The 23,296-nt window shown below is 66.5% G+C and carries 25 protein-coding genes; 12 read left to right on the forward strand and 13 right to left on the reverse strand.

Translation table 11 applies throughout. From position 1 onward, the window contains the following. The first annotated feature begins 389 nt into the window (after nt 1–389). Complete coding sequence (locus ASE50_RS11200) at nt 390–1,973, forward strand: phospholipase D-like domain-containing protein (RefSeq protein ID WP_056400151.1); 1,584 nt, start codon at nt 390–392, stop codon at nt 1,971–1,973. 357 nt (nt 1,974–2,330) lie between these two features. Here ASE50_RS11200 and ASE50_RS11205 read toward each other — a convergent pair whose 3' ends face one another. Beyond that, on the reverse strand, nt 2,331–2,567 hold the full coding sequence (locus tag ASE50_RS11205; RefSeq protein WP_056400153.1) for a hypothetical protein: 237 nt from the start codon (nt 2,565–2,567) through the stop codon (nt 2,331–2,333). A 245-nt stretch (nt 2,568–2,812) separates the two neighbouring features. Here ASE50_RS11205 and purL point away from each other — a divergent pair, with 245 nt between their 5' ends. From purL to bfr, 4 genes are all read left to right on the forward strand, one after another. After that, nucleotides 2,813–5,035: a phosphoribosylformylglycinamidine synthase subunit PurL gene (gene purL, locus ASE50_RS11210; RefSeq protein ID WP_056400159.1), complete on the forward strand. Its 2,223-nt coding sequence runs from the start codon at nt 2,813–2,815 to the stop codon at nt 5,033–5,035. A gap of 10 nt (nt 5,036–5,045) precedes the next feature. Beyond that, on the forward strand, nt 5,046–6,269 hold the full coding sequence (locus tag ASE50_RS11215; protein ID WP_056400161.1) for a DUF418 domain-containing protein: 1,224 nt from the start codon (nt 5,046–5,048) through the stop codon (nt 6,267–6,269). An 81-nt stretch (nt 6,270–6,350) separates the two neighbouring features. Further along, complete coding sequence (locus ASE50_RS18295; protein ID WP_055996590.1) at nt 6,351–6,521, forward strand: bacterioferritin-associated ferredoxin; 171 nt, start codon at nt 6,351–6,353, stop codon at nt 6,519–6,521. A gap of 102 nt (nt 6,522–6,623) precedes the next feature. Then, a complete protein-coding gene (gene bfr / locus ASE50_RS11220; protein ID WP_055996593.1) occupies nt 6,624–7,115 on the forward strand; it encodes a bacterioferritin in 492 nt (163 codons plus the stop codon). Nucleotides 7,116–7,392: 277 nt separating this feature from the next. On the opposite strand, the gene ASE50_RS11225 is transcribed toward bfr, so the two are convergent. Beyond that, nucleotides 7,393–7,800 carry an Hpt domain-containing protein gene (locus ASE50_RS11225; RefSeq protein ID WP_235512302.1) on the reverse strand — a complete coding sequence of 136 codons (408 nt, stop codon included), beginning with the start codon at nt 7,798–7,800 and terminating at the stop codon, nt 7,393–7,395. A 104-nt stretch (nt 7,801–7,904) separates the two neighbouring features. Then, on the reverse strand, nt 7,905–9,179 hold the full coding sequence (locus ASE50_RS11230) for a NupC/NupG family nucleoside CNT transporter (protein ID WP_056400166.1): 1,275 nt from the start codon (nt 9,177–9,179) through the stop codon (nt 7,905–7,907). A gap of 131 nt (nt 9,180–9,310) precedes the next feature. Here ASE50_RS11230 and ASE50_RS11235 point away from each other — a divergent pair, with 131 nt between their 5' ends. The 3 genes from ASE50_RS11235 (at nt 9,311) to ASE50_RS11245 (ending at nt 11,708) form a co-directional block, all read left to right on the forward strand. After that, on the forward strand, nt 9,311–9,982 hold the full coding sequence (locus ASE50_RS11235) for a queuosine precursor transporter (RefSeq protein ID WP_156347392.1): 672 nt from the start codon (nt 9,311–9,313) through the stop codon (nt 9,980–9,982). Nucleotides 9,983–10,413: 431 nt separating this feature from the next. Further along, complete coding sequence (argB, locus tag ASE50_RS11240; RefSeq protein ID WP_056400169.1) at nt 10,414–11,310, forward strand: acetylglutamate kinase; 897 nt, start codon at nt 10,414–10,416, stop codon at nt 11,308–11,310. A gap of 95 nt (nt 11,311–11,405) precedes the next feature. Then, nucleotides 11,406–11,708: a YggT family protein gene (locus ASE50_RS11245; RefSeq protein WP_055996605.1), complete on the forward strand. Its 303-nt coding sequence runs from the start codon at nt 11,406–11,408 to the stop codon at nt 11,706–11,708. Here the strand turns inward: ASE50_RS11245 and ASE50_RS11250 are convergent. The 3 genes from ASE50_RS11250 to ASE50_RS11260 all read right to left on the reverse strand — a co-directional run bounded on the left by ASE50_RS11250 (nt 11,705) and on the right by ASE50_RS11260 (nt 13,246). Continuing rightward, complete coding sequence (locus ASE50_RS11250; protein WP_055996608.1) at nt 11,705–11,905, reverse strand: helix-turn-helix transcriptional regulator; 201 nt, start codon at nt 11,903–11,905, stop codon at nt 11,705–11,707. The genes ASE50_RS11245 and ASE50_RS11250 overlap by 4 nt on opposite strands. Then, entirely contained in the window at nt 11,898–12,311 is a 414-nt protein-coding gene (locus ASE50_RS11255; RefSeq protein ID WP_156347391.1) for a hypothetical protein, read from the reverse strand. Before ASE50_RS11255 ends, ASE50_RS11250 begins: the two co-directional genes overlap by 8 nt. A 65-nt stretch (nt 12,312–12,376) precedes the next feature. Beyond that, nucleotides 12,377–13,246 carry a 3-hydroxyacyl-CoA dehydrogenase NAD-binding domain-containing protein gene (locus ASE50_RS11260; protein WP_056400175.1) on the reverse strand — a complete coding sequence of 290 codons (870 nt, stop codon included), beginning with the start codon at nt 13,244–13,246 and terminating at the stop codon, nt 12,377–12,379. 87 nt (nt 13,247–13,333) lie between these two features. On the opposite strand from ASE50_RS11260, the gene ASE50_RS11265 reads away from it, so the two are divergent. Next, nucleotides 13,334–14,395: a DUF1176 domain-containing protein gene (locus tag ASE50_RS11265; protein WP_056400180.1), complete on the forward strand. Its 1,062-nt coding sequence runs from the start codon at nt 13,334–13,336 to the stop codon at nt 14,393–14,395. 83 nt (nt 14,396–14,478) lie between these two features. On the opposite strand, the gene ASE50_RS11270 is transcribed toward ASE50_RS11265, so the two are convergent. The 6 genes from ASE50_RS11270 to gluQRS are packed head-to-tail and all read right to left on the reverse strand — an operon-like array spanning nt 14,479 to nt 19,259. Then, complete coding sequence (locus ASE50_RS11270; RefSeq protein WP_235512304.1) at nt 14,479–15,318, reverse strand: endonuclease/exonuclease/phosphatase family protein; 840 nt, start codon at nt 15,316–15,318, stop codon at nt 14,479–14,481. Then, nucleotides 15,315–16,286, reverse strand: a complete 972-nt coding sequence (egtD, locus tag ASE50_RS11275) for an L-histidine N(alpha)-methyltransferase (RefSeq protein ID WP_056400186.1) — start codon at nt 16,284–16,286, stop codon at nt 15,315–15,317. Before egtD ends, ASE50_RS11270 begins: the two co-directional genes overlap by 4 nt. Beyond that, entirely contained in the window at nt 16,286–17,542 is a 1,257-nt protein-coding gene (egtB, locus tag ASE50_RS11280) for an ergothioneine biosynthesis protein EgtB (RefSeq protein WP_056400189.1), read from the reverse strand. The genes egtD and egtB overlap by 1 nt, the downstream gene beginning before the upstream one ends. A 9-nt stretch (nt 17,543–17,551) precedes the next feature. Then, entirely contained in the window at nt 17,552–18,118 is a 567-nt protein-coding gene (locus ASE50_RS11285) for a cob(I)yrinic acid a,c-diamide adenosyltransferase (RefSeq protein WP_056400192.1), read from the reverse strand. Between the two features lie 4 nt (nt 18,119–18,122). Next, nucleotides 18,123–18,350, reverse strand: a complete 228-nt coding sequence (locus ASE50_RS11290; protein ID WP_056400195.1) for a twin transmembrane helix small protein — start codon at nt 18,348–18,350, stop codon at nt 18,123–18,125. 9 nt (nt 18,351–18,359) lie between these two features. Next, nucleotides 18,360–19,259, reverse strand: a complete 900-nt coding sequence (gene gluQRS, locus ASE50_RS11295; RefSeq protein WP_056400230.1) for a tRNA glutamyl-Q(34) synthetase GluQRS — start codon at nt 19,257–19,259, stop codon at nt 18,360–18,362. Between the two features lie 56 nt (nt 19,260–19,315). On the opposite strand from gluQRS, the gene ASE50_RS11300 reads away from it, so the two are divergent. Together ASE50_RS11300 and ASE50_RS11305 are read left to right on the forward strand one after the other, a co-directional pair. After that, the gene (locus ASE50_RS11300; protein WP_056400198.1) at nt 19,316–19,882 is read left to right on the forward strand and encodes an HNH endonuclease; all 567 of its coding nucleotides are present in this window, start codon (nt 19,316–19,318) and stop codon (nt 19,880–19,882) included. Continuing rightward, the gene (locus ASE50_RS11305) at nt 19,879–20,325 is read left to right on the forward strand and encodes a DUF3291 domain-containing protein (protein ID WP_056400210.1); all 447 of its coding nucleotides are present in this window, start codon (nt 19,879–19,881) and stop codon (nt 20,323–20,325) included. Before ASE50_RS11300 ends, ASE50_RS11305 begins: the two co-directional genes overlap by 4 nt. An 84-nt stretch (nt 20,326–20,409) precedes the next feature. Here the strand turns inward: ASE50_RS11305 and ASE50_RS11310 are convergent, their stop codons facing one another. Beyond that, nucleotides 20,410–20,772 carry a hypothetical protein gene (locus tag ASE50_RS11310; protein WP_056400213.1) on the reverse strand — a complete coding sequence of 121 codons (363 nt, stop codon included), beginning with the start codon at nt 20,770–20,772 and terminating at the stop codon, nt 20,410–20,412. 136 nt (nt 20,773–20,908) lie between these two features. Here ASE50_RS11310 and ASE50_RS11315 point away from each other — a divergent pair, with 136 nt between their 5' ends. After that, nucleotides 20,909–23,080, forward strand: coding sequence for a transglycosylase domain-containing protein (locus ASE50_RS11315; protein ID WP_056400216.1), 2,172 nt, complete (start codon nt 20,909–20,911; stop codon nt 23,078–23,080). The last annotated feature ends 216 nt before the right edge of the window (nt 23,081–23,296 follow it).

The raw sequence follows: 23,296 nt of genomic DNA on the forward strand, positions 1-23,296 counted from the left end.
CTCGATCCGCTCGTCAAGGCTGAGCTGCCTGTAATCTCGTCCCTTCGCGCTGCCACCTTATCGATGGTGCACTTCTTTCGTGAACTCAGCGAATCCATAAACGCAACCCTAGCGCCTCCAGCTCAAACCCAAGCGTATAGGAGCCCCCGCCGCCGCGGGAACGACGAAGGCGAGCGCACCCGCATCCGCCCTTTCCTACATGCCCCCGCCCTGCCAGCATCGCTCTCCCGCTCTTTCCCATCGTCCGCCCGCCGCTCGCCCCAACCGGCGTCCGCCCCGCGCGCCACGAACCGCGCGCGAGTGTGACCTTCGTGACCTTTGGCCGCATCACGCACCGCCAACCGCCGCTAACGCTTGGAACCGTCACGATAGGATGCCATGGCGGGCGCATGGCCCTTCACACCCCTCCGCTCGAACCCGGTCGCAACTGCTGGCGGATCGAGCGCGCGACCCGCGCGACCGTGCTGGTCGATGCCGACAATTATTTCACCCACGCCCGCGACGCGATGCTCAAGGCCCGGAAGCAGATCCTGCTGATCGGCTGGGATTTCGACGCGCGCATCCGGTTCAAGACCGATCCCGACAGCGAAGGCCCGGAAAAGGTCGGCGAATTCATCAGCTGGCTGGTCCGCCGTACGCCGGGGCTGCAGATCCATATCCTGCGGTGGGACACCGGCGCGATCAAGACGCTGTTCCACGGTCGCACGCTGGTGCGCATCGCCAAATGGATCGCCGATCCGCAGGTCCATATGCGCCTCGACGGGCATCATCCGATCGCCGGGTCGCATCATCAAAAGGTCGTGGTGATCGACGACAGCGTCGCCTTTTGCGGCGGCATCGACATGACCGTCGACCGGTGGGACACGCGCGAGCACCTCGACAACGATCCCCGCCGCCTCGAACCCGATGGCACCCCCTATCAGCCATGGCACGACGTCACGACGGCGCTCGAAGGGCCGATCGCCGCCGCGCTGGGCGACATGTGCCGGCACCGCTGGGCGGTGTCGGGGGGCGATGCCCTGCCCGCGCCGACCGGTACCGGCGATTGCTGGCCGACCGGGCTCGACGCCGACTTCAGCGAAATCGACGTCGCCATCGCCCGCACCATTCCCGAAATGGCCGAACAGGAACCGGTGCACGAGATCGAGACGCTCTATCTCGACCTGATCGCCCGCGCCGAACGGTTCTTCTACGCCGAAAGCCAGTATTTCGCCTCGCGCAAGGTCGCGGAAGCGATCGCCCGGCGGCTGGAAGAAGCCGATGGTCCCGAGGTCGTGATCGTTAACCCGACCACCGCCGAAGGCTGGCTCGAACCCGTCGCGATGGATTCGGCGCGCGCCCGGCTGTTTCAGGCATTGAAGGAACGCGACCGCCACGACCGGCTGCGCATCTACCACCCCTTCACCGCCGGCGGCACCGCCATCTATGTCCATGCCAAGGTGACGGTGATCGACGACCAGCTGCTGCGCGTCGGCTCGTCCAACTTCAACAACCGCTCGCTGCGCCTCGACACCGAATGCGACGTCACCGTCGATGCCACCCGCCACGTCAACGCCGACGAACGCCGCACCATTGCCGGCATCCGCGACTCCTTGCTCGCCGAACATCTCGGCACCGATTGCAAGACGATCGAGGCCACGCTGGAGCGCACCGGTTCGCTGATCGCGACGATCGAGGAACTGCGCGGCGAAGGCCGCTCGCTGCGCCCCTATGAAGTGCCGGACCTGAGTGCGGTCACCGAATGGCTGGCGGACAACAAGATCCTCGATCCCGAAGGTCCGGGCGAGATGTTCGAGGGGCTGTCACAGCGTACACCGCTGCTCAAGAAGCTGAAGAAACACCGCCCGCATCTCCACCGCGCCGACCATACGCTGTCGCCGGTCATGACGGCGGTCGCGGTCGGCGGCACCGTTGCCGGCGGCACGCTGATCGGTATGATGCTGTGGCAGGCGTGGAAGAAGCGGGGGGACTAGCCGCTCGTCTTCCGGTCAGGAGACCGCGTGATGCTTTGGGTGCTCGCCGGATCGACATGGGCGATCGCGCTGCTGTCGCTCATCGCGCTTCGCTACGAGGTTCCGATCCGCTTACGGCAAGCGATAGGGATCTTCGCGCTTGTTCCGCTAGCGATCTTGGCGTGGCGCTGGTGGTCGGGAACGGCATCGCCGGATCTCGGCCCCCGTCTTCTTCGTCATGTTGGGCGGACTGTTCTGCGACGACCTTGTTACCAAAATCGGGGAACGTCGGTGGGCCGCGCCGGACTACGCTACCGGGCAAGGTACGAACTGAAAACCGAAGCGGGGACCGAACCGGCCCCCGCCCCGCAACCGGACTTAGTTGCTGTCCGAATTGTCGTCGGTGGCGATGATGACGCCGCCGGCAACGATCGCGGCTGCCAACAGTGCGAACACGATGCCGCCACCGGCCAGCTTCTGGCCACCCTTGGTCGGGGCCGACGCACGGACCGACTTCGCAACCGACAGCGACTGTGCGTTCGATGCGGCGTTGGCGGCGACCGGGGCTGCGACCAGCGTGGTTGCGGCGATTGCCGTCAGAAACTTCGAAACCATTCAAATTCTCCCTTGCTCGGCATCACGCCCTGCTACGCCAGCGACCGGCGATGCGGATCACCGACGTCTAGCGCCATGCAAGGTTCCCACAGCAAAGGGGTTAACCGAAGCGGATTTACATCCAGCGGCGCATAATTGTTCTGGCGCTGTACCTATTTTGCAACGCAACAGAACCGGCGGAAACACGGCAGCAACGATCACAAACCGGCTGGCACCGCCCGCGCGCGCACGCTAGAGGCACGCCCATGACCCAGATCACGCCCGAGATCGTCGCCGAACACGGCCTGAGCCCCGAAGAATATGAGCGTGTCCTGCACGCGATGGGCCGTGCGCCGAACCTCACCGAACTCGGCATCTTTTCGGTCATGTGGTCGGAACATTGCAGCTATAAATCCAGCCGCATCCACCTGAAGAAGCTGCCGACGACCGGGCGTCAGGTCATTTGCGGTCCGGGCGAGAATGCCGGCGTCATCGACATCGGCGACGGACAGGCGGCGATCTTCAAGATGGAGAGCCACAACCACCCGTCGTACATCGAACCCTATCAGGGTGCGGCGACCGGCGTCGGCGGCATCCTGCGCGACGTGTTCACCATGGGTGCGCGGCCGATAGCGAACCTCAACGCGCTGCGCTTCGGCCGGCCCGATCATCCCAAGATGCGCCACCTGATCGCAGGCGTCGTCCACGGCATCGGCGGTTACGGCAACTGCGTCGGCGTGCCGACCGTCGGCGGCGAGGTGAATTTCCATCCCGCCTATGACGGCAACATCCTCGTCAACGCGATGACCGTCGGCATCGCCGATCAGGACAAGATCTTCTATTCGGCCGCATCGGGCGTCGGCAATCCGATCGTCTATGTCGGGTCGAAGACCGGCCGCGACGGTATCCACGGCGCGACCATGGCGTCGGCCGATTTCGGCGAGAATGCCGAGGAGAAGCGCCCGACGGTGCAGGTCGGCGACCCCTTCACCGAAAAGCTGCTGATCGAGGCCTGCCTCGAACTGATGGCGTCGGACGCGATCGTCGCGATCCAGGACATGGGCGCGGCAGGCCTCACCTCCTCCTCGGTCGAGATGGCGTCGAAGGGCGGGGTCGGCATCGAACTGGTCATGGACGACGTGCCGCAGCGCGAACGTGGCATGACTCCGTATGAGATGATGCTGTCGGAAAGCCAGGAGCGGATGCTCATGGTCTTGAAGCCCGGCCGCGAGGATTTCGCCCGCGCGATTTTCGACAAATGGGAGCTCGACTTCGCGGTCATCGGTCACGTCACCGATACGGGGCGCATGGTGCTGAAGTGGCAGGGCGATGTCGTCGCCGACATTCCGCTCGCCCCGCTCGCCGACGATGCGCCGCTCTACGACCGGCCGCACGTGCCGACGCCCAGGCCTGCCGAACTGACGAACGTGCCCGAATGCACCGATCCGGCCGCCGATCTCGTGAAGCTGATGGGATCGCCCGATATCGCCAGCCGCCGCTGGATCTGGGAACAATATGACCATATGGTCGGCGCGAACACCGTACAGCGCCCGGGCGGCGATGCGGCGGTCGTGCGGGTGCACGGCACGCGCAAGGCGCTGGCGATGACCACCGACTGCACCCCGCGCTATTGCTTCGCCGATCCGGTTGAGGGCGGGAAACAGGCGATCGCCGAGGCGTATCGCAACCTGACGGCGGTCGGCGCGACGCCGCTGGCCGTCACCAACTGCCTCAACTTCGCCAACCCGCAGCGCCCGGAGATCATGGGCCAGATCGTCGGCTGTCTCGACGGCATGAGCGAGGCGTGCCGCGCGCTCGACTTCCCGATCGTATCGGGCAACGTGTCGCTCTATAATGAATCGAAAGCGACCGGCGGCGGTTCGGCGATCCTGCCGACCCCGGCGATCGGCGGCGTCGGCCTGCTGGCCGATTGGGAAAGGTCGGCGACGATCGCGTTCAAGCAGACCGGCGACATCATCCTGCGCGTCGGCGACCGCACCGGGCCGCTCGGTCAGTCACTCTGGCTGCGCGAACTGCACGGCCGCGAGGAAGGTCCGCCGCCGCCGGTCGATCTCGACGCCGAACGCAGCACCGGCGGCTACATCCGTCAGGCGATCCTGTCGGGCAAGATCACCGCCTGTCACGACGTCAGCGATGGCGGCGTCGCGGTAACGGTGGCGGAGATGGCGCTGGCCGGCAATATCGGCGCGATCCTCGACCGCAAGCTGCCCTTCGACGACATCGCCCGCTCGCTCTTCGCCGAAGATCAGGGCGTCTATATCGTCACCGTCCATGACCATGCCCTGCTCGAATTCCTGCAGGGCGCGGAAAAGGCCGGGGTCGATGCCGAACCGATCGGCCGGACGATCGGCAGCCGCATGATCTTCGAACTGACCGACGGCGATTTCGCCGTCTCGCTCGACGATCTGCGCAAGGCGCATGAAGGCTTTTTCCCGGCACTGATGAACGGCGACGCCGCCCTTGCCTGACCCGGCGCCCATGGGCCGTATCGCGACGATCGATACGGTCCGGGGCGTCGCGGTCATGGGGATCCTGTTCCTCAACATCCTAGCCTTCGCCCTGCCCGAGGCAGCGTATATCAGTCCGCGCGCCTATGGCCTGAACGACGCGGCCGACCGCGTCGCCTATTATGCCGTGCTGATCCTGTTCGACGGCAAGATGCGCGGGCTGTTCTCATTCCTGTTCGGCGCGTCGCTGCTGCTGGTCGCCGACCGGGCGGAGGCGGCCGGGCGCGATCCCGCGGCGGTCCATTACGCCCGTATGGGCTGGCTGTTCGTGCTCGGCCTCGCCCATGCCGCGCTGTTGTGGCGCGGCGACATCCTCGCCCATTATGCGCTGATCGGGTCGGTCGCCTATGCGTTCCGCGCCCTCGGACCCGGCCGGCTGCTGGCATTCGGCATCGCCTTCGCGGCTGTCGATGCGCTGCTGATGGGCTCGATCCCGCTCGCCTATCTGTCGATGCAGGCGAGCGACGGCGCGACGGCCGCGCAGAATCTACGCGATTTCCGGAACGCGTTCGGCGTCCCCGCTCCCGCCGTCCTTGCCCAGGAGCTTGCCCTGTATCGGGGCAGCTACGCCGGCATCCTCGCGCACAATCTGGCGGAGATCGGCGAAAGCCTCGGCAACACGCTCATCATCGGCTTCGAAACCCTCGCCTATATGCTGTTCGGCATGGCCGCCCTGCGCAGCGGGATGCTCGACGGCCGCTGGTCGCGTCGCCGGCTATGGCGATGGGCGATCGGCGGGATGGGGATCGGCCTGCTCGGCTATGGGGCGATCGCGGTATGGATCGCATCGCGCGACCTCGACGTGCTGGCGATCGTCGCCGGGCCGATCGCGCTCGCCACCCCGGTTCGCGCGATCATGATCCCCGGCTGGGCGGCGACGATCGTGCTGCTGGCCGCCGGCAGCGGCCCCATCGCACGCCGATTCGCCACTGCCGGGCGGATGGCGCTCAGCAACTATCTCGCCACCAGCATCGTCATGTGCTTCCTCTTCTACGGCTGGGGCCTCGGCCAGTTCGGCCACTGGTCGCGCGCCTCGCTCTATCTGCCGGTGTTCGCGATGTGCGCGGCGATACTGCTCTGGTCACCATGGTGGCTGGCCCGCTTTCGCTACGGGCCGTTCGAATGGCTGTGGCGCTCGCTGGCGCGGCGGCAATGGCAACCGATGCGCAGTTTGTCGACGACCCCGGCGCGATGAATTGATGCGAATGATCCGCAATAATTGTTGCGAACGATTTTCACTACCAGTATGACCGACCCAACGGAGCGAGGGTCGAACATGGTCGTATGCGTCTGTAATGCCATTCGGGAACGCGATGTGCGGGAGGCCGCGCGCGGTGGCGCGAACAGCGCCTGCCAGGCATATCGGGCGCTGGGATGTCAGGCGAAATGCGGTCAATGCGTGCCGTTCGCGCGAGCCATTATCGATGCGGAACGCGCGGCTGCGTAGCGTTCGCACCTGCGAAAACCCTCGGAAATCAGCCATTTTGATGCTGTCCCTGTTGCACCAAACCGCGTAAGTCCCGTCCATCACAGGATAAGGACGAACGACGTGAAGGGCGACGCAAAGGTCATCGAATTTCTGAACGAGGCACTCCGGAACGAGCTGACCGCGGTCAACCAATATTGGCTGCATTATCGCCTGCTCGACCATTGGGGCGTCTACAAGCTCGCCCAGTTCGAACGCCACGAATCGATCGACGAGATGAAGCATGCCGACCGTCTGGCGGAGCGCATCCTGTTCCTCGACGGCCTGCCCAACTTCCAGCTGCTCGGTCGCCTGCGCGTCGGTGAAACGGTCGAGGAAATCCTCAAGGCCGATCTCGCGATCGAAGTCGAAGCGGTCGCGCAGCTGCGCGAGGCGGTCGCCTATTGCGAGAGCATCCGCGATTTCGTCAGCCGCGATCTGTTCGCGGAAATCCTGATGAACGAGGAAGAGCATGTCGACACGCTCGAAACCCAGTTCGAGATGATCGAGCGGATGGGCATCCAGAACTATATCCAGCTCAACGCCAAGTCGGAATACGACAAGCACGGGCTCTGATACGGACGGTCGCCCGTGGCGCGGGCGACCTTACGACCCCTTCGGCACCCCGGTTTCACGCCGGGGTGGCGCTCTTTCGGTGCCGGACGGCAGGGCATCGGATCAGGTCCGCAGCACTACAGGCCGATCACCCACGTTGAAGCGAACGTCATCCCAGCGCAGGCTGGGATCTCCCGGTGATAGCATGCGGCAGGAGCCGCGCGAGGCCCCGGCCTCCGCTGGGGCGACGTTTTCGGTAGGGTGAGCCAGACTCCAACGGGACAGCCGACCCCCGCCCCTACAGCGCAACCGGCCGCTTGCCGAACCCGGTCGACTTGCGCTGCGCCAGCGGGTTGCTGTCGCGGTCGAGCGACGCCAACGTCGCCTGAAACGTCGGGCGCAGCCGCGCGACATGCTCCAGCGCCTCAGTCGGCTCGTCGTGCGTCTCGACGCATTTGCGGGCGATCAGCTCGATCCCCTCGGCCATATCGGCCAGCGTCTCCGCGCCGAACTGCCGCGATTCACCCTTCAGCGTATGCGCCGGCAGGACCATCGCCACCGCATTCTGTTCGCGCATCGCCTGTTCGATCGCCAGCAGCGACTTCAACCCATCCTCGCGGAAATATCCGAGAATGCGGATGAAATTCGCGCCCAGTTCCGCCCGCGTCTGCGTCAGTACCCGCTGATCGATCAGCCCGTCGTTCATGACCATCCCCGTCACCCAATCCGCACGCCGTGTCCGGCATGGACGAGCACCCGTATTGAAATGGCGTAAACAGACGGTTGACGCGGCGGGTCACCGCCGCCTTTTCAAGCGAGTAGCAGCCCCGCCAGCGCCGCCGACATCAGATTCGCGAGACTGCCGGCGATCAAGGCGCGGATGCCGAGCCGCGCGATCATCGGCCGCTGATTGGGCGCGAGGCTGCCGGTCACCGCCATCTGGATCGCGATCGACGAGAAATTGGCGAAGCCACACAAAGCGAAGGTGATGATCGCGATCGTCCGCGTCGACAATTGTCCGCCCGCTTCCCCGAGCGAAATATAGGCAACGAATTCGTTCAGCACGACCTTCTGCCCGAACAGGCCGCCCGCGATGCCCGCTTCGTTCCACGGCACGTTCAGCAGGAACATCAGCGGCGCGAAGACATAGCCGAGCAACCGCTGGAAGCTCAGGTCGGCGATCCCGAACCAGTTGCCGACCCCGCCGAGCAGACCGTTGGCCAGCGCCACCAAAGCGACGAACGCCAGCACCATCGCGCCGACCGCCACCGCCAGCTTCACGCCGGTCTGCGCCCCCTGTGCCGCCGCCATGATGATGTTGGCCGGGCGCTCCTCGTCGTGCGTCGCCTCTGCCAGCGCGATCGAATCTGCCTCGCGCCCGATCCGGTCGGCATCGCCCAGCGGCAATTCCCCGGCGGGTGGCTCGGGCGTGTCGGGCATGATGATCTTGGCCATCAGGATGCCGCCGGGTGCCGCCATGAAGCTGGCCGCCAGCAGGAAATCGATGCGGATGCCCATCGATGCATAGGCCGCCAAAATCGTGCCGGCGACGCCCGCCATGCCGCTGGTCATCACCGTGAACAGCTGCGCCGGAGTCAACCCCGCCAGATACGGCCGGATCACCAGCGGCGATTCGCTCTGTCCGACGAAGATATTGGCGGCGGCGCACAGCGACTCGACCTTGCTGACGCCGATCACCTTTTCGATGCCGCCGCCGATCCAGCGGACCACCAGCTGCATGATGCCCAGATAATAGAGGATCGACACCAGCGACGCGAAGAAGATGATGACCGGCAGCGCGGCAATCGCGAAGCTGGTCCCGCCGATTTCCGGACGCGCCAACGGACCGAACAGGAACGACGTCCCGGCATTGGCATAGGCGAGCAGGTTGGCGACGCCCCCCGACAGGAACCCCAGCACGCCCTTCCCCCATGGCGTGTAGAGCACCAGCACCGCGATCCCCACCTGCAACGCGAACGCCGCACCGACCACGCGCAACCGGATCGCGCGGCGGTTGGTCGATAACGCAAAGGCGATGCCGAGGATCACGACGATGCCGGCGATGCCGATGAGAAAACGTGTCATGTAAGCGAAGTACCCTGCCCCGCCGCCCGCCCGGACGGCCCCAAACCGTCGCGATATGCCATGCCGGTGTCGCGGGGGCCAGCGGTGACAAACGCTTTTGCCATCGGCAGTTTTCGGGACTAGCAAGGGCCATGACGACACCTGCAACGACGATACCTGCAACGCCAGCGCCGGCGACGATCACCATACCCCGCGCGCTGTTCATCTTTTCGATCTTCTACGGCGGCATGGTCTGCATCGCCGGGGTGCTCGGCAACAAGCAGGTCGCGATCGGCCCGCTGGCGGTGGAGGCGGGCATCTTCGCCTTCCTGCTGCTGGTCGTGGTGTCCAGCGCGGTCGCCGAACTGTACGGCGCGTCGCGCGCGAAGCATCTGGTCTGGTTCGGGTTCCTGCCGCTGCTGGCGTCGATGCTGCTGGTCGCGATCGTCCTCGAACTGCCCGCCGCGCCCAGCATGGAGGCCGACCGGCTGGCCGCCTTTGACCTCGTCATGCGCTCCAACCTGCGCATCTGGATGGCGGGTATCGTCGCGTACGGCGTGTCGCAGACGCTGAACGTCACCATCTTCGGCTGGCTGAAGCGCGGGCGGGGCAAGCTCCTCTGGCTGCGCGCAGCGATCGCCAGCGTCCTGTCGCAAATCGTCGACACGCTGATCTTCATCTCGGTCGCCTTTTACGGCGTGTTCCCGATCGGGCAGCTGGTCGTCGGGCAGATGCTGGCCAAGGTCACGTTGTCGATCGTCCTCGTCCCGCCGCTGATCTACGCGTTCGTCGCATTGGGACGGCGGCTGGATCGGGAGAGGTAAAGGAATTCGGTTTCACGGGAAGGCGCGGAGACGCGAAGAAGTGGTTTTGGTTTCGCGCAGAGGCGCAAAGAACGCAAAGGGTTTGTGGGGCAGGCAGGGTCAGCCTGTCATGCAAAGCGTTGGGGGAGCTACCCGCCACCCGCCTGCTGGTACGACCCAACGACAATCATTGCAGATCGAAACGACCACCCCATCGTCGCCCCGGACCTGATCCGGGGCCCCGCTTCTACTTCTTCAGCGGCAGAATAGAAGCGGGACACCGGATCAAGTCCGGGGTGACGTAGCATCTGGCTGCCACGAGAACGCCAGTTGCCGCCCCTCTGCGCCCTTTGCGCATCTGCGCGAAAACCCACTTCCTTCTCCACCCCTCCGTGCCTCCACGTGAACCCAACTTCTTCCCTCTTCCGCACGACCCCGCTAAAGGCGCGGTCATGACCCACGCTCCCGATCCGAAGATGCTCGCCAAGGCGGAAACGCTGACCGAGGCGCTGCCGTATCTGCAACGATATGCCGGCCGCACCTTCGTGGTGAAATATGGCGGGCACGCGATGGGCGATCCCGAACTGGCGCGCGATTTCGCCGAGGATGTCGTGCTGCTCAAGCAGGTCGGCATCAACCCGGTCGTGGTCCATGGCGGCGGGCCGCAGATCGGGGCGATGCTCAAGCGGCTGGGCGTCGAATCGCGGTTCGTCGATGGCCTGCGGGTCACCGATGCGGCGACGGCCGAGGTCGCGGAAATGGTGCTGGCGGGCAAGATCAACAAGGAAATCGTCGCGTGGATCGCGCAGGCCGGCGGCAAGGCGGTCGGCATTTCCGGCAAGGACGCCCGGCTGGTCATCGCCGAAAAGGTCGGACGCAGCGAACCCGATCGGGCGCAGGGGATCGAACGCCATGTCGATCTGGGCTTCGTCGGCACGCCGGTCGCGGTCGACCCGACCATCCTCCACAGCCTCGCGCGCGACGGGTTCATCCCGGTCGTTGCACCGGTGGCGCTGGGGGCCGATGGCGAGACCTACAACATCAACGCCGACACCATGGCCGGGTCGATCGCCGGCGCGATGGGGGCGTCGCGCTTCTTCCTGCTGACCGATGTCGCGGGCGTGCTCGACAAGACCGGCGAATTACTGAGCGACCTCAACCCCGCCCGCATCGCCGAATTGAAGGCCGACGGCACGATCAAGGGCGGCATGATCCCGAAGGTCGAGACCTGCGTGAACGCGGTCGCCCAGGGCGTCGATGCTGCCGTCATCCTCGACGGGCGCGTGCCGCACGCCATGCTGCTCGAAATCTTTACCGAACAGGGTGCAGGAACGCTGGTCCGCGCCTGAAACGGGACCGGATCGCACCGCGATCCGATCGCTGAAGGCTTGGAGCCGGGCGCGCGCGTCCCTATAGTCGAGAACCATTCGCGAAAGGCCTAGCGTTGAACGTCCTGCTCGATATCATTCAGGTGCTGCTGAACGTTCTGTGGTGGATCATCGTCGTGCAGGCGATCCTGTCGATCCTGATCTCGTTCAACGTCATCAACACCCATAATGACTTCATCCGCTCGCTGTATCGCGGGCTGATGACCGCGACCGAGCCGGTCTATCGCCCGATCCGGAAGATCCTTCCAGATTTCGGCGCGCTCGATTTCGCGCCCTTCGTGGTGCTGGTGCTGATCGGCATCCTGCAGGGCATCGTCCTGCCGGCGATCGGTCGCGCGACGCAGGGCACCTTCATCTAATCCCGGCTCGGGCTGACGAAGACCGCCTCGATCGGCAGCCCGAACAGTTCGGCGATGCGAAAGGCCAGCGGCAGCGACGGGTCGTAGCGGCCCGTCTCGATGGCGTTGACGCTTTGCCGCGACACGTCGAGTCGCTCGGCCAGATGCTGCTGCGACCAGCCCCGCTCGGCGCGCAGCGCCTTCAGATGGTTATCCACGCGCGCGTTCCCGGAACGCCGCGATCCCCCGGATGCAGACGGCCAACCCGATCGCGCCGAACCAGATCGTCGCGGCAAAATAGCCCTGCACATGGCCGATCAGCCCGAACCCTTCGAGGAAGCCCATCGCCGTCATGATTGACAGCGTGACCCCGGTCGCGATCAGTTGATCCCGGACCATTTGCGCGCGCAGATATTCGTCGCGCATCTCGACCAGCAACCGACCGACCACCACGAACACCAGCGCGATCGGCACCGCCGGCAGGATCGCGGCGAACCATGCCAGCGCGCCGGTGGGCGGACTGTAGCGGAACCACAGATTCACTCCCACCAGCGCGACACCATAGAGCATCATGACGGCGGACAGGCGGGCGGTGTAGCGCTTGATCTCAGACGGGACAGGCATGTCGGCATCCTCCACTGTTGTGAAGGATGCTTTACATGACAAGCTCGCTTTACGTCAAGCGTCCTTTACCTCGTCGGTACCGGCTCCTCGCCCGAATAATCGTAGAAGCCGCGCTTCACCTTCCGTCCGTACCAGCCGGCTTCGACATATTTGACCAGCAGCGGCGCGGGCCGGAACTTGGGATCGCCGGTCCCCTCGAACAGCACGCGCGTGATTTCAAGACAGGTGTCGAGCCCGATGAAATCGGCCAGCGTGAACGGCCCCATTGGGTGGTTGAGCCCGAGCTGGCACGCCGCATCGATGTCCGAAATCGTCGCCACGCCCTCACCCAGCGCGAAGCACGCTTCGTTCAGCATCGGCATCAGCACGCGGTTGACGATGAAGCCCGGCGCATCGTTGGCATGGACGATCCGCTTGTTCAGGCTCTGGCCGAACGCCTCGACCGCCGCGACCGTCGCGTCGCTGGTGGCAAGGCCGCGGATCAGCTCGATCAGGCCCATGACCGGCACCGGGTTGAAGAAATGCACGCCCATGAACCGCGCCGGATCGGGCGCGGCCTGCGCCAGCCGGGTGATCGGGATCGACGAGGTATTGCTCGCAAGGATCGCCGTGTCCGACAGCGCCTTACCGACGCTCTCGAAAATCTGCCGCTTGATCGCCTCGCGCTCGGTCGCCGCCTCGATCACCAGATCGCACGGACCCATCGCCGCCAGATCGCCTACGGCCTCGATCTGGCCGAGCGCCGCATCGGCATCGCCCTGTGCGATCTTTTCCTTGGCAACCGCCCGCGCCAGTTGCCTGGCGATGCCGTCCTTGCCGGCCTGCGCGCGGTCGACCGATACGTCCGACAGCAGCACGCGATAGCCCGCCTGCGCCGCGACCTGGGCGATCCCCGCCCCCATCTGGCCCGCGCCGATCACGCCAATCGTCTTCATCCTCAACGTCCTCTCGTTACGACTTTCGCGTCCTGAACGCGGGAATAGCGGGTTTCGGTCAGCGGTCCATGCCGGTATCGCACACCCATGCGCCGTTTCCTGCCCCTTGCCCTGCCGCTGCTGCTCCCCGCCTGCAATGCCGGCGCGCCGGTGCCCGAACCGACCGCGTCGCCGGTCGCCGCGCCCATGCCGCCGACCGACACCGCCGCCCGGCCCAGACCATTGCCGCTGAAGACCTTCGGCGACTGGGCGGCGGGCTGCGACAATGGCGCGACCTGTCAGGCGGGATCGCTGGTCCCCGAAGAGGGCAACCCGCCGGCGCTGACCCTGTCGATCGAGCGCGCCGCCGGCCCCGACGGCAGCGTCACGATCCGCCTGCGCGGCGAAGCCCCCGCCCTGCCGCTGACCGCGCAGGTCGATGGCGAAGCGGTCGCGCGCGGCGGGACGACGCATGACGATACGACCGAACTGACCGGCGAACCCGCTTTGGCCCTCGCCCGCACACTGGCGAACGGCAGCACGGTCACGATCGTCGACGCCGCCGGCCGGACGCTGGCCACGCTCCCACTAAAGGGTGCCGCCGCCGCGCTGCGCTGGATCGACGCGCAACAGGGGCGCGACGGCACCACCGGCGCACTGATCGCCCGGGGACCACGTCCCGATACCCGCCCCGCCCCCGCGCTCCCCAACGTCCGCGCGCTGGTGATCCGGGGCGAATCGGCATTGCTCGACCCGTTGCTGGTCACGCAGATGCGCGCGGCGACGAAGTGCGATACCGACGACCTGCCCGACGCGACGACCAAACCGCTCGGCAACGGGCAGACGCTGGCGATCGTGCCCTGCACGGTCGGTGCCTATAACGTGCTGTCGGCGCTGTCGGTGGTGACGCGTGGGGCAGCGGTCCCGGCGACGTTCGACGCGCCGCCTGCCGGCGACGCGCCCGACGAACAGTCGCTGGTGTTCAATGCCGTTTTTACCGACGGCATCCTCACCGCCGATGCGCGCGCGCGCGGTCTCGGCGACTGTGGCGTGCGACAGCGTTACGCATGGGACGGCAGCCGTTTCCGCCTGATCGAACAGCGCGAGATGGAACAGTGCCGCGGCAATATCGACTATATCCGCACCTGGACCGCACGGCTGATCCGCTGACGATGATCCCTCTCCCGGCGGGAGAGGGAGGGAGCGGCGCAGCCGCGGAAGGGTGAGTGAGAACCCGTCCGAACGGAAGCACCCTACCGCGCCAACGTCACCACCACTGGATAATGATCCGACGGAAACACGTCGCCTTGCCGCGTATCGATCGTCGTCGCCCGCTTCACCGCGAACCCCCGCGTGAAGATCCAGTCGATGCGGCGATCGGGCTTGCCGGTAAAGCCATGGAACGTCGCCTCGGGACCGGTCCGCACCGGCGCCGCGACCCACGCATCGCGCAAATCCTGCGCCATCCGGCGATAGGTCGGGGTGTCCGGCACGGTGTTGAAGTCGCCGGTCACCACCACCGGCAAATCCCCGGCGATCGCCGGGATTTGCGCCGCCAGCAACGCCGCGCCCTTCTCGCGCGCCGCCTCGTCCTCGGCACGATAGGGCAGATGCGTGTTGAACATCGCGAAGCGCCCGCCGTCCTTCTCCCGAAACACCGCCCACGTCACCATGCGCGGCAGCGGGTGGCCCCAACTGATGCTGCCCGGCACTCCGGGCGTATCGGACAGCCAGAAATTACCCCAGCGTTCGACCTGCAACCGGTCGGCGCGATAGAAGATGCCCATATGCTCGTCGTCGGGGCTTCCGGAGCCGCTGCGCCCGACCCCGATCCAGCGATAGCGCGGCAGGCGCGCGACGACGTCGTCCCCCTGCCGTTCGAACAGTTCCTGCGTCCCGATCACGTCCGGACTGGCGCGGCGGATCGTCGCGGCGGTCAGGTCGCGGCGCAATTCCCATCGGTTCGCGCCGTCGTCGGGCGACGGCAGACGGATGTTGAGGCTCATGACCGTCAGGTCGCGGGCCGATGCCGGCGCGACGACCGTCAGCATCGCCAGCAATGCCGCGACGACGCGGATCACGATGCGGATCACGGCGCGATCGGCATTGCCCTTGCTTCGGCGAGGATCACGCAGAACGTGCCGTCGCCACACCATTGTTGTACCGGAGTCCATCCGCCGCTGCGTAGCAAAAGCCGGGCGTCGCGGTCGCCATATTTATGGCTGTTCTCGGTGTGGATCGTCTCGCCCGCTTGCATCGCGAACGAACGGCCATCGACCGTGAAGGACACGTCGCGCGTCGCGCGCAGATGCATCTCGATCCGGGCGGCATCGTCGTTCCAGCGGGCTTCGTGCGCGAACGCCTTGACCGGGATCGTCCCCGCCAGCTCGCGGTTGATCCGGTCGAGCAGGTTCAGGTTGAACGCCGCCGTCACCCCCGCCGCGTCGTCATAGGCGGCGACCAGCGTGCTCTGGTCCTTGATCCGGTCGATGCCGATCAACAGCATCGCCCCCTCGCCCAGCCAGTCGCGCATCGCCCGCAGCAGCGTGCCGGCGGCGAGCGGCTCCATATTGCCGATCGTCGATCCCGGAAAGAATCCCAGCTTCGGCATGTCCGCCACTTGCGGCGGAAGCGGCACGGGATGCATGAAATCGGCCTCGACCGGCAGCACCGGCAATCCGGGGAATTGGCTGGCAAGCACCGCCGACGACGATCGCAGGAAATCGCCCGAAATATCGATCGGGACATAGGCGGCGGGTTCGATGCAGTTGAGCACGATCGGCGTCTTCACCGACGAACCCGACCCGAACTCGACCACCGCCACGCCTTCGCCGACCGCCCCGACCAGTTCGGGGCAGATCGTCTTCAGGATCGCCGTTTCCGCGCGCGTCGGATAATATTCGGGCAGCGCGGTGATGTCCTCGAACAGTTCCGACCCCTTGCGGTCATAGAACCAGCGCGCCGGGATGGCCTTTTGCCCGAGCGTCAGCCCGGCCAGTACGTCGGCACGAAAGGCGGGATCGGCACGGGTCGCCATCGGCACATCATCGCTACGCAGCATCACAGGTCCTTTGCGAGCCGGACGCCGGTGAATTGCCAGCGCTGGTGAGGGTAGAAGAAATTGCGGTAGGAGGCGCGCGCATGGCCGCGCGGCGTGGCGCAAGAGCTCCCACGCAACACGAACTGCCCGCTCATGAACTTGCCGTTATATTCGCCGACCGCGCCATCGACCGTGCGAAAGCGCGGATAGGGGCGATAGGCGCTGCCGGTCCATTGCCACACGTCCCCGAAAAAGGCCGGTCCACCGGTCGACGGGCGCGGTTCGACGGCATGGGCATGATCCAGTTGGTTGCCGCCCGCCGGGTCATGAGCGGCGGCGGCCGCCTCCCATTCGAACTCGGTCGGCAGTCGCGCCCCGGCCCAGGTCGCATAGGCGTCGGCCTCGAAGAAGCTGACATGCGTAACCGGCGCGGCCGGATCGATCGCGCGCCGTCCATCAAGACCGAAGCGGGTCCAGACCTCGCCCTTGCGCTCCCAATACAGCGGTGCCTCGATCCGGTTGGCCTGTACCCATGCCCAGCCATCGGCCAGCCACAGCCGCGCATCGGCATAGCCGCCATCAGCGATGAACGCTGCCCATTCGCCATTTGTGACGGTGCGGTCGGCGATCGCATGAGCGTGTAGCAGCACGTCGTGGCGCGGCCCTTCGCAATCGAACGCGAACCCGCTGCCGTCATGACCGACCTGTGCGATGCCGCCGCCATGCTCGATCCAGCCGGTCGGCGCCGGCATCGCCACCGGGCGCTTCGGCTCGGGCGCGAACATCGCCGGCTCCAGCGGGTTTTCGCTGAAATGATGCAGGATATCGGTCAGCAGCAATTCCTGATGCTGCTCTTCATGGTTGCAGCCGAGCGCCACCAGTTGCTGCGCTTCGTCGGGCAGATCGGGCAGCGCCGTCAGCAGTGCGGCATCGACCGCCGCGCGATAGGCGCGTACTTCGTCGAGGCTGGGACGCGTCACCATGCCGCGCCGTCCGCGCGCATGACGCCGGCCCTCGGCTTCGTAATAGCTGTTGAACAGGAACGGGAAGCGTTCGTCGTGCAGCGTATAGCCCGGCACGTGATCGCGCAGGACGAAGGTTTCGAAGAACCACGTGGTGTGCGCCAGATGCCATTTGGCGGGGGACGCATCGTCCATCGACTGCACGGTCGCATCGGCGTCGGACAGTGGCGAGGTCAGCGCATCGGTGAGCGCACGAACCCTGGCATATCGGGAGACGAGCGCCTGGTCGGGCAGGTTGACCGGTGTCGCTCGCATGGAAAGCTCCTATGCCGGCTGGTGATCCCCGCCTGGCACCCATAAAACGTCCCCGCCGCCGCTTTGGTTCACCCATCGGGCGTACACGAACAGCAAATCTGACAAGCGATTGATATAGGCTAATAAATTATGATTTAGGTCCGCTCCGTACGAGGCGGCCACGACCGCCCGCTCGGCCCGCCGGACGATCGCCCGCGCCAGATGCAGTGCCGCCCCCGCCGCCGTCCCGCCGGGCAGGATGAAGCTGGTCAGCGGCGACAAATCGGCGTTCATCCGGTCGATCGCCTCTTCCAGTGCCGTCACCTGCCCCGGCACGATGCGCAGCGCCCCGGCGATACCCGGCGGCGTGGCCAGGTCCGCGCCGAAGTCGAACAGGTCGTTCTGTACCCTGCGCAACAGCGCGCCTTCCTCACCGGTGCCCAGCGCGACCGCCGCGACGCCGATCGCCGAATTGGCTTCGTCGACATCGCCGATCGCCTGCATCACCGCCGCGTCCTTGGCGACGCGCGATCCGTCGACCAGGCCGGTGGTCCCGGCATCGCCGGTGCGGGTGTAAATCTTGTTCAGCTTGACCACGGCGTCAGGTGCGCCCGGACATGAACAGCAGAACGACGACGATCAGGATCGCGATCGCCTGAAACAACACCCGCGCCTGCATCATCTTGTTCGATTTCAGCGCCTGTTCGCTCGGCCCCTCGCCGCGCGCGGTGGCGGTTCCTTCGGCAAGGAACGACACGATGCCACGGATCAGCGCGACGACGACCGCGATCATCGCCGCGATCAGCAACAGGACCAGAAAGGTGTTCATATATCCAAGCTAAGCATTCGCCAGCGCGAATCCAGTGGGAAGTCGCCCGTCGCGCAGATCGTCGGCCAGCGCCCGCCCGTCGATGCCGCCGTCGCGCAGCGCCGCCAGCGTCGGCGCGCCGTTGCGCTTGGCCAGCCGCTGCCCGTCGGGACCCAGCAGCAGCGGGTGATGCCGCCACACGGGCACGGGCAGGACGAGCAGCGCCTGCAACAACCGGTGGACATGCGTCGCCGCGAACAGGTCGATCCCGCGCACGACATGCGTCACGCCCTGCGCGGCATCATCGACGGTGACCGCCAGATGATAGCTGGTCCCGGCGTCCTTGCGCGCCAGCACCACGTCGCCCTGCGCCAGCGGATCGGCGATTACCCGCCCGGCAAGCTCATCGACCCAGTCGAGCGGCCCCGCCAGCGCCACCGCCCGCGCCATGTCGATCCGCCACGCATGCGGCTCCCCCAGCCGCGCCGCCGCTTGCTCCCCCGGGATCGCCCGGCACGTCCCCGGATAGACGACACCATCGACGCCATGCGGTGCCGACGCGCTCGCCATGACCTCGCGCGCGATATCGGCGCGGGTACAGAAACAGGGATACACCAGTTCCAGCACCCGCAACCGGTCGAGCGCGGCGCGGTACAGCCTCATTCGCGCCGACTGGAACACCATCTCCCCGTCCCAATGCAGCCCGAGCCATTCCAGATCGGCCAATATCCCCGCGACATGCTCGGGCCGGCTGCGCCCGCCATCGATATCCTCGATCCGCAGCAGCCACCGCCCGCCATCCCGGCGCGCGCGATCGTGCGATTCGATCGCGGCCAGTGCATGGCCGGCATGGAGTGCCCCGGTGGGACTCGGCGCAAAGCGCGTGACGACCCTGCCCGTTTGACTTCGGGCCTGCCCCCGTGCTGTCATGTGCCCGTCATCGTTGCCGATCATATCGGCGACGACGTTTACGCGAGGGGGACTTCATGTACCATCCCGATCGCCTCCGCCATCCCGATGGCTGTCCCGCGCTGGTGCTCAACGCGGACTATACGCCGTTGAGCTATTATCCGCTCAGCGTCTGGCCATGGCAGACTGCGGTAAAGGCCGTGTTTCTCGACCGGGTCGACATCGTCGCCCAATATGACCGCGAAGTGTGCAGCCCGACCGCGCGCATCAAATTGCCGTCGGTCATCGCGCTGAAGCAATATGTGAGGCCGTCCGAATTTCCGGCCTTCACCCGCTTCAACCTGTTCCTGCGCGACCGGTTCAGCTGCCAATATTGTGGCGCGACGCATGACCTGACCTTCGACCATGTGATTCCCCGCGCACAGGGCGGCCGGACGACGTGGGAGAATGTCGCCACTGCCTGCGCGCCGTGCAACCTGCGCAAGGGCGGGCGCACTCCGAAACAGGCGGCGATGCCGCTGCATGTCCGGCCGACCCGACCGACTAGCTGGCAGTTGCAGGAACAGGGCCGCCGCTTTCCACCCGGCCATCTGCACGAAACATGGCACGACTGGCTCTATTGGGATGTCGAGCTCGACGCGTGACCTTCATCAGCATCACCCGGCTGCGCATCCGCGCCGCGCGGTTTCTGCCGGCGTTCCTGATCGATACATGGCTGTCGATGCGGCAGGTCAAGCGGGCGGCGGGCTATCGGGGCGGCGCGCTGCTCGCCGATCGCAACCGCGCCTATTGGACGATGACGGCGTGGGACGATGCGGCGGCGATGCGCGCCTACATGACCTCGGGCGCGCACCGCCGGGCGATGCCGAAGCTGATGCGCTGGTGCGATCAGGCCAGCATTGCCCACTGGACGCAGGATGCCGACATCCTGCCCGACTGGCACGAGGCCGATCGCCGGATGCGGGACGAAGGCCGCGTATCGAAGGTGCATCACCCGGCGGCAGGGCACGATCCGATGACGTTCGTGCCCCCACGCGTCACCGTCGGGCTTGGCCTCCCACCTCACCCCCCGTCGCCCCGGACTTGATCCGGGGCCCCGCTACTTCTGGACCGTCGCGAAAAAGCGGGACCCCGGGTCAAGCCCGGGGTGACGAAGTCATCAGATCGCGGCCTACTCCCCCTTCGACGTCAACGGCGGCGTCTGCTGGTGCTGGACCACGGTCCACACGCCATGTTCGATCCAGCGATAGGTCGACGTGCAATAGGCCAGATACGCCTCGCCGCCCTTGTGCGCCTCCGCCTTGTAGGCGACGACGATCAATCCTTCCTGCGGCCGGGCGACCTGCCGTTCGGTCAGCGACACCTGTTCCCAGCGCGGCGTGTCCTTCACTGCGTCGATCGCCTGCCTGCCGGTAAAGACGAACGGCGGCGTCGGCAGCACCATCAGGCATTCGTCGTCGATCGATTCCTCGTAATGCGCCGCGTCGGCGGTCCACAGGCTTTCCTCGAAACTCCAGATGCGATCGTCGTCCACGCCGTTTCTCCTTGGCTGTCCGGCACCTAGCGCGCGGCCGCCTCAGCGGTTCCGGCGATGGTGCGCAGCGCACCCTCGCCCCGCCGCAACCCCGCTTGCCGAAGCTGTATCAGAACGATAATACACGGCCGGTATCATGGCTTATGACCCCCCGTACCCGCCCTCCGGCCCGATCGATCCCAGCCGGATCGGGCGTCTGACGACCCCGTTGTCGGGCGACGCGCTGGAACGGCGTCGACGGCTGGCCGCGTTCGACGATGCGCTGGCGGACTATGATCGCAGCTATCCGGGTACGGGCGGTCCGCCGCCACCCCCGCCGCCCGGCCCCGACGCGCCGCAAACCGCCCGCCGCGGCCGCCCCTTACGCTGGTGGCTGCGCTGGGCCATGCGCGGCTTCGGCATCCTCATCATCCTGCTGGTCATCGCCATCGCATGGCTCGCCTTCACCGCGCCGCTGTCGAAATCGCTCGAACCGCCCGCCCCGCCGTCGATCACGCTGCTGTCGGCCGAAGGGACCCCGATCGCCGAACGCGGCGCGAATATCGGCAAGCCGGTCGACGCGACCAAATTGCCCGCACATGTCGCCGAAGCCTTCATGGCGATCGAGGACCGCCGCTTCCGCACCCATTGGGGCATCGACCCGCGCGGCATCGTCCGCGCGATGTGGACCAATACCCAGGCCGGCGGCGTACGACAGGGTGCCAGCACGATCACGCAACAGCTCGCCAAGAACGCGTTCCTCGATTCGGACCGGACGGCGGCGCGGAAACTGCGCGAGGTGCTGATCGCCTTCTGGCTGGAGGCGTGGCTGACCAAGGACGAGATCCTGTCCCGCTATCTGTCCAACGCCTATTTCGGCGACAACGCCTATGGCCTCGACGCCGCCGCCCGCCATTATTTCAGCCGCGCGCCCAAGGATCTGACCGTCGGACAGGCGGCGATGCTGGCCGGACTGGTCAAGGCTCCCTCGCGCCTTGCCCCGACCGGCAATCTGAAGGGCGCGCGCGCCCGGCAGGCGGTGGTCGTCGGCGCGATGGAGGATGCCGGCTATCTGACCCCGTCCGAAGCGCGCCGCGTCAAACCCGCCATATTGCGCGTCGCCGACAACAGCACGCTCCCGTCGGGCACCTATTTCGCCGACTGGGTGCTGCCACAGGCGCGCGACCGGGCGGGCGGGATCGGTGCCGATCGCAAGGTCGCGACCACGCTCGAAGTCCGGATGCAGCGTGCCGCCGAACGCGCCGTCCGCAATGCCGGCCTGCGCCAGACGCAGGTCGCGATCGTCGCGATGCGCCCCGACGGCCGGGTGATCGCGATGGTCGGCGGCAAGGATTACCGCGCCAGCCCGTTCAACCGCGCGGTACAGGCGCGGCGGCAACCCGGATCGACCTTCAAGCTGTTCGTCTATCTCGCCGCCATGCGATCGGGCCTGACCCCGCAGAGCCAGGTGCTCGACGAACCGGTCACGATCGGCGAATGGAGCCCCAAGAACAGCGACGGCCGCTATCTCGGCGCGATCACCCTCGAACGCGCGTTCCAGCGGTCGAGCAACGTCGCCGCCGCGCGCCTGACCAAGGAAGTCGGCGTGCGCAACGTCATCCGCGCCGCCCGCGACCTCGGCATTTCGACGCCGATCGCCAACGAAGCCTCGATCGCGCTCGGCACCTCGACCGTCTCTCTCCTCGAACTCACCAGTGCGTATGCCGCGATCGCAGCGGGCGAGGCGCCGGTCATCCCGCGCGGCCTTGCCGAAAAGGACGAACCGACCTGGCTCGACCGCCTGCGCTCGACCCGCAAGACATTGTCGCGCGAGGAGCTGGAGGGGATGCGCACCTTGCTCGCCGCCTCGATCCGCTCGGGCACCGGCATCGCCGCCAACCTGCCGGTCGAGGCGTTCGGCAAGACCGGCACGACGCAGGACAATCGCGACGCGCTGTTCGTCGGCTATGCCGGCGGCATCGTCGCGGGCGTCTGGCTCGGCAATGACGACAACAGCACCAATCCGGGGCTGGCCGGCGGCGGCCTGCCCGCGCGAATCTGGCGCGACTTCATGCGACAGGCGCTGAACCTGCGCGATCCGGTGCCGGTCGCCGCGCCCGAACCCGAACCGATCGACAATGCGATCGACGCGGTACAGGACGTGCTCGGCATCCCCGACGAAGGGCCGTTACGGGTCGAAGGCCCCGGCTTCGACGTATCGGTCGACCCGGACGGCCAGGTCCGTTTCGGCCCCAACGACCGCCGCCGCCGCGAGGAAGAACCGGTCCCGCCGGAGGATCGCCGGCCACCCGAAGAGGATGAGCAGTAAGGCAGCCCACGTCGTCCGCGCAGGCCGGGGGTGCAGGGTCAGCGCAAACCGTTGTTCTGCATGGCTCTGACTCCCGCCTGCGCAGGGGTACGCCTCGGTGGGACGCACCGACCCCAAACCCCGTCACCCCGGGCTTGACCCGGGTGTGGATTCACATTCGAAGTGCAACGGGATGAAGGCTTCGGCGGGGGTTTGGAAGCCGAGGCATTTTCGGGG

This window comes from Sphingomonas sp. Leaf5, from assembly GCF_001421155.1.
Taxonomy (GTDB): domain Bacteria; phylum Pseudomonadota; class Alphaproteobacteria; order Sphingomonadales; family Sphingomonadaceae; genus Sphingomonas.